Raw genomic sequence first — 5,136 nt, forward strand, 5'->3', positions numbered from 1 at the left:
CCCAAATAACGGATATGTACCCAGCCAGGTCAAACCGACAAATACCGACTGATAGTCGCCTCATCCACCCGATCCCGAGTTTCCTCAATCACAAACCTCCCCTTCTCAATCACCAAAAACCGATCAGCAATTTCCAAAGTAAACGACAACACCTGCTCAGAAACAACAATCGTCAAATCCCGCAAATTGCGAATTTCCTTAAGCGTACGAGCAATGTCCTTGATGATCGAAGGCTGAATCCCCTCAGTCGGCTCATCGAGCAACAACACCTTGGGATTCGTCGCCAACGCCCGGGCAATCGCCAACTGCTGTTGCTGCCCCCCAGACAAATTCCCACCCTTGCGCGAACGCATGTCATACAGCACCGGAAACAGCGCATACAAATCCTCAGGCACCCTGCCCCGGGCCGCCGCCGGCAACCCAGTCTGAATATTCTCCAACACACTCATGCTGGGAAAAATCATCCGCCCCTGCGGCACATAGGCAATCCCCCGCTCCACCCGCTCATGGGTTTCAAGCGCAGACACATCATGCCCATCCACACTCACCTGCCCCTGCCACTGCGGCAAAATACCCATCAGGCTCTTGAACAACGTGGTCTTGCCCATCCCGTTGCGCCCCATCACCGCGACGATCTCACGCTTCGCCACATCCAGCTCCAGGTCGTGAAGAATCTGGCTCTGCCCGTACCCACACGACAGTTTGTCGATCTTGAACATGCCCGACTCCTCAGTGGCCCAAATACACTTCAATGACTTTCGGATTGCTCTGCACCGACTCCATGCTGCCCTCGGCCAGCACCTTGCCCTGATGCAACACCGTGACCTTGTGGGCAATGCTCTTGACGAACTCCATGTCATGCTCGATCACCAACACCGAGCGCCCCTGGCTGATGCGCTTGAGCAACTCGGCCGTTTGCGCCCGCTCGTTGACGCTCATCCCGGCCACCGGCTCGTCGAGCATCAGCAATTCAGGGTCTTGCATCAGCAGCATGCCAATCTCCAGCCACTGCTTTTGCCCGTGAGACAGCAGGTCCGCCTGCTGCTGCAACAAGTCGCCGAGGAAGATTTCCCGCGCCACCTCCTCGACCCGCGCAATCACCTGGGCATTACGCTTGAAAAACAGCGCGCCCCACACCTTGCGCCCGGCCGGATACGACATCTCGAGGTTTTCAAACACCGTGAGGTTTTCGTAGATCGATGGGTTCTGGAACTTGCGCCCTACCCCGGCGCGCACGATGTTGTATTCGCGCATTTTGGTCAGTTCCTGGCCGTCGAACTGGATGCTGCCACTGGTGGCGCGGGTCTTGCCGCAGATCAAATCCAGCACCGTGGTTTTGCCGGCGCCGTTGGGCCCGATCACCACCCGCACTTCATTGCGGTCGATATACAGGTTGAGGTTGTCGACAGCCTTGAAGCCATCGAATGACACGGTGAGGCCTTCGATAGCCAACACCGGTTTCTTCATTTCAAAACCGACGGCGGTCATGGCTGTGTCTCCAGGATCTTGGCTTCAGCCTTGGGCTTGATCTTCGCGGGCTCGGCCTTGACCACCGGCTTGCGCCGCAACACTCGGGCCAGGGCCTGGCGACCATGGCTGTCCCACAACCCCGCCAGGCCGTTGGGGAAGTACATGACCACGGCGATAAACAACCCGCCCATCAGGTACAGCCAAAGCTCAGGGAAGGATTCGGAAAAGTAGGTCTTGCCATAGTTCACCAGCAACGCGCCATACACCGCGCCCAGCAGTGACATGCGCCCGCCCACCGCGGCAAAGATCACCATCTCGATGGACGGCACGATGCCCACGAACGACGGCGACATAAAGCCCACCTGCAAGGCAAACATCGCCCCGCCAATCGCCGAGAACGCCGCCGCCACGCAGAACACGAAAATCTTGAAACTGGCCACGTCATACCCGGAAAACCGTACCCGCTCTTCCTTGTCGCGCATGGCCATCAACAGCCGGCCCAGCTTCGAGGCGAGGATAAAACGGCCAATGAAGATGCAGCCGAACAACAGCCCGGCGTTGATGAAATACAGGATCATCTTCGCGCCGTCACCGCGCAGGTCCCAGCCCAGCAGGGTCTTGAGGTCAGTAATGCCATTGACACCACCGGTAAGGCCTTGCTGGCCGACGATCAGCACCGTGAGGATCAGCGCAATCGCCTGGGTGACGATGGAGAAATACACATCGCCCACCCGCCGCTTGAACAGCGCCATGCCAATGATGAACGCCAGCAGCACCGGCACCGCAATCACCGCGAACAGGGTGAAGGTGAAGCTGTGGAACGGCTGCCAGAGCCACGGCAATTCGGTGATCTGGTTCCAGTCCATAAAGTCCGGGATGCCCGGGGTGGACTGGATCTTGGTACTGATCGGGTCCGAGGCCTCAAGCTTCAGGAACATCGCCATGCAGTAGCCGCCGACGCCGAAAAACACCCCCTGCCCGAGGCTGAGAATCCCGCCATAGCCCCAGCACAGCACCAGGCCCACCGCGACGAACGCGTAGGTCAGGTACTTGCCGACCATGTTCAGCCGGAAGGCGTCCAGGGTCAGCGGGAACACCACGAGGATCAACAGCGCCAACAGCACGATGCCGATCAGGTTTTGCTGGCCGCCCAGCAGTTTGTCTAGAGCCTTCATCGGTTCGCCTCTACTTGCGCACTTTGATGGAGAACAACCCTTGCGGGCGCAGCATCAGGATCAGGATCACCGATGACAGCGTCAGCACCTTGGCCATCGAGCCACTGAGGAAAAACTCCGACAGCGATTGGGTCTGGGCAATCACGAACGCCGAGGCAATGGTGCCGAACAGGCTTTGCGCGCCGCCGAATACGACAACCAGGAAGGTGTCGACGATGTACTGCGAACCGGCGGTCGGCCCGGTGGAGCCGATGGTGGTGAACGCCGCACCGGCCACGCCCGCCACGCCGCAGCCGAGGGCGAAGGTCATGCGGTCGACCTTGCGCGTGTTGATGCCCACCGCCCGGCTCATCAAGCGGTTCTGCACGGTGGCGCGCACCTGCAAGCCCCAGCGCGAACGGTAGAGCATGACGAAGATCGCCCCGGTCAGCAGCACGGTCAGGCCCATCATGAACAGGCCGTTGCGCGGGATCTCGATGGCGTCGCTGAGGTTCACCGAGCCCATCAGCCAGGCCGGCGGTTCGGCGCTCACTTCACGGGCGCCGAACACCGAGCGGAAGGTTTGCTGCATCACCAGGGACAAACCCCAGGTGGCGAGCAAAGTGTCCAGGGGCCGCTTGTACAAGCGGCTGATCATCGCCCATTCCACCAGCCAGCCCACGGCGCCGGCAACGAGGAATGAGAGGGCAATGGCAACGAAAAAGTAGTACGGCTGAAAGCTTGGCGCGAAATGCGCGGTAAGGCTTGAACAGACGTAGGTGGTGTAGGCGCCAATGGTCAGGAACTCACCGTGGGCCATGTTGATCACGCCCATCTGGCCGAAGATGATTGCCAGTCCCAATGCCATCAGCAACAGCACGCAGAACACGGACAAGCCGTTGAACCCCTGCATCGCCGCGATGGCTCCAAATTCCGATAGCCATTCCATGATGATGGTCTCCTGAGCGGGAGGTTGAAATGCAATCTGCTTCTGCTTTATGTGGGAGCTGGCTTGTGTGGGAGCGGGCTTGCTCGCGAATACGGTGTGTCAGTACCGGATGCACTCACTGATTCACCGCTTTCGCGAGCAAGCCCGCTCCCACACAAAACCAGTTCCCACATTCAGATCAGCGCCAGACCCGAGGTTATTGATAGCCTTTCGGAAACGGATTCGGCTCGATCAGATCCGACTCGTAGATCACCTTGAACTGGCCATTGGGCTGCACTTCGCCGATGCGCGACTTGCTCCACAGGTGATGGTTTTCGTGGATCTTCACATAGCCTTCCGGCGCGTTTTTCAACTCGATGCCAGGCGATGCGGCGACGACTTTATCCACGTCGAAACTGCCGGCCTTCTCAACCGCCGCTTTCCACAACCATGGGCCGAGGTAGGCCGCCTGGGTCACATCACCGATCACTGCATCCTTGCCGTACTTGGCCTTGAACGCTTCCACGAAGGCTTTGTTGTTCGGGTTGTCGAGGCTCTGGAAGTACTTCATCGAGGCATAGAAGCCAGCCATGTTTTCGCCGCCGATGCCCAGCAGTTCGTCTTCGGTCACCGACAGGGTCAACAGGGTTTGCTTGGACGCGTTCACGCCCGCTGCGTTGAGCTGTTTGTAGAAGGCCACGTTGGAGCCGCCCACCACGGCCGCAAACACCACGTCAGGCTTTTTCAGCTTGACCTTGTTGATCAGCGAACCGAACTGGGTGTTGCCCAGCGGGTAGTAGTCTTCGCCGACCACGGTGCCGTGCAGCACGTTTTCAATGTGCTTGCGCGCGATCTTCATCGAGGTGCGCGGCCAGATGTAGTCCGAGCCCACCAGATAGAAGGTTTTGGCGCCCTTGGTCTTGGCGATCCAGTCGAGGCTGGCAAGGATTTGCTGGGTCGCTTCCTGGCCGGTGTAGATCACGTTTTTCGACTGTTCCAGGCCTTCATAGAAGGTCGGGTAGTAGAGCAGGCCGTTTTCTTTCTCGAAGATCGGCAATACGGCTTTACGTGAAGCGGAGGTCCAGCAGCCGAACACTGCAGCCACCTTGTCGTTCACCAGCAGTTTCTTGGCCTTTTCGGCGAAGGTCGGCCAGTCGGACGCGCCGTCTTCCTGGATCACCTTGATCTGCCGCCCGAGGATCCCGCCCGAGGCGTTGATCTGCTCGATGGCCAGGCGTTCGGCCTGGATCGAACCGGTTTCGGAAATCGCCATGGTGCCGGTGGCCGAGTGCAACTGGCCGACGGTGACTTCGGTAGGCGTCACCGCCAGGCCTTCGTTGTCGGCCATGACGCCATGGCTGAACAGACTCGCCGCCAGCAGTGATAAGGCCAACAACGGTTTGGAGCGGATCAATCGTGATTCCATGGGGCGACTCCTCTGCAATGAGGGGTTCAGCATGGCGGCAGGTGGCCACGGCGGGTATACGCAGCCTGACGTAACGGCGTACGTCATTTGACGTATGCCGTTGCGCACCATTTTCGAGCAGGATCCCGCCCGCCCTGGGAAAGGAAACCCCTGTGGCG

General features: G+C 59.3%; 5 protein-coding genes. All 5 read right to left on the reverse strand.

Features of this window, described 5'->3' with window-relative positions; translation table 11 throughout:
- Positions 1–29: 29 nt before the first annotated feature.
- Positions 30–719, reverse strand: coding sequence for an urea ABC transporter ATP-binding subunit UrtE (urtE, locus tag HX873_RS31085; RefSeq protein ID WP_008430563.1), 690 nt, complete (start codon positions 717–719; stop codon positions 30–32).
- A 10-nt stretch (positions 720–729) separates the two neighbouring features.
- On the reverse strand, positions 730–1,488 hold the full coding sequence (gene urtD, locus HX873_RS31090) for an urea ABC transporter ATP-binding protein UrtD (RefSeq protein ID WP_003218258.1): 759 nt from the start codon (positions 1,486–1,488) through the stop codon (positions 730–732).
- On the reverse strand, positions 1,485–2,645 hold the full coding sequence (gene urtC / locus HX873_RS31095) for an urea ABC transporter permease subunit UrtC (protein ID WP_003218260.1): 1,161 nt from the start codon (positions 2,643–2,645) through the stop codon (positions 1,485–1,487). The genes urtD and urtC overlap by 4 nt, the downstream gene beginning before the upstream one ends.
- A gap of 10 nt (positions 2,646–2,655) precedes the next feature.
- The gene (urtB, locus tag HX873_RS31100) at positions 2,656–3,573 is read right to left on the reverse strand and encodes an urea ABC transporter permease subunit UrtB (protein WP_177010127.1); all 918 of its coding nucleotides are present in this window, start codon (positions 3,571–3,573) and stop codon (positions 2,656–2,658) included.
- Between the two features lie 196 nt (positions 3,574–3,769).
- Positions 3,770–4,978: an urea ABC transporter substrate-binding protein gene (urtA, locus tag HX873_RS31105; RefSeq protein WP_003218263.1), complete on the reverse strand. Its 1,209-nt coding sequence runs from the start codon at positions 4,976–4,978 to the stop codon at positions 3,770–3,772.
- Positions 4,979–5,136 lie beyond the last annotated feature (158 nt).

This window comes from Pseudomonas sp. P7758 (genome assembly GCF_013386485.1).
GTDB lineage: Bacteria > Pseudomonadota > Gammaproteobacteria > Pseudomonadales > Pseudomonadaceae > Aquipseudomonas.

Bases quoted from the DNA above. Each gene is read 5' to 3' on its own strand.
- urtE (WP_008430563.1), bottom strand. From the start codon at position 719: ATGTTCAAGATCGACAAACTGTCGTGTGGGTACGGGCAGAGCCAGATT.
- urtD (WP_003218258.1), bottom strand. From the start codon at position 1,488: ATGACCGCCGTCGGTTTTGAAATGAAGAAACCGGTGTTGGCTATCGAA.
- urtC (WP_003218260.1), bottom strand. From the start codon at position 2,645: ATGAAGGCTCTAGACAAACTGCTGGGCGGCCAGCAAAACCTGATCGGC.
- urtB (WP_177010127.1), bottom strand. From the start codon at position 3,573: ATGGAATGGCTATCGGAATTTGGAGCCATCGCGGCGATGCAGGGGTTC.
- urtA (WP_003218263.1), bottom strand. From the start codon at position 4,978: ATGGAATCACGATTGATCCGCTCCAAACCGTTGTTGGCCTTATCACTG.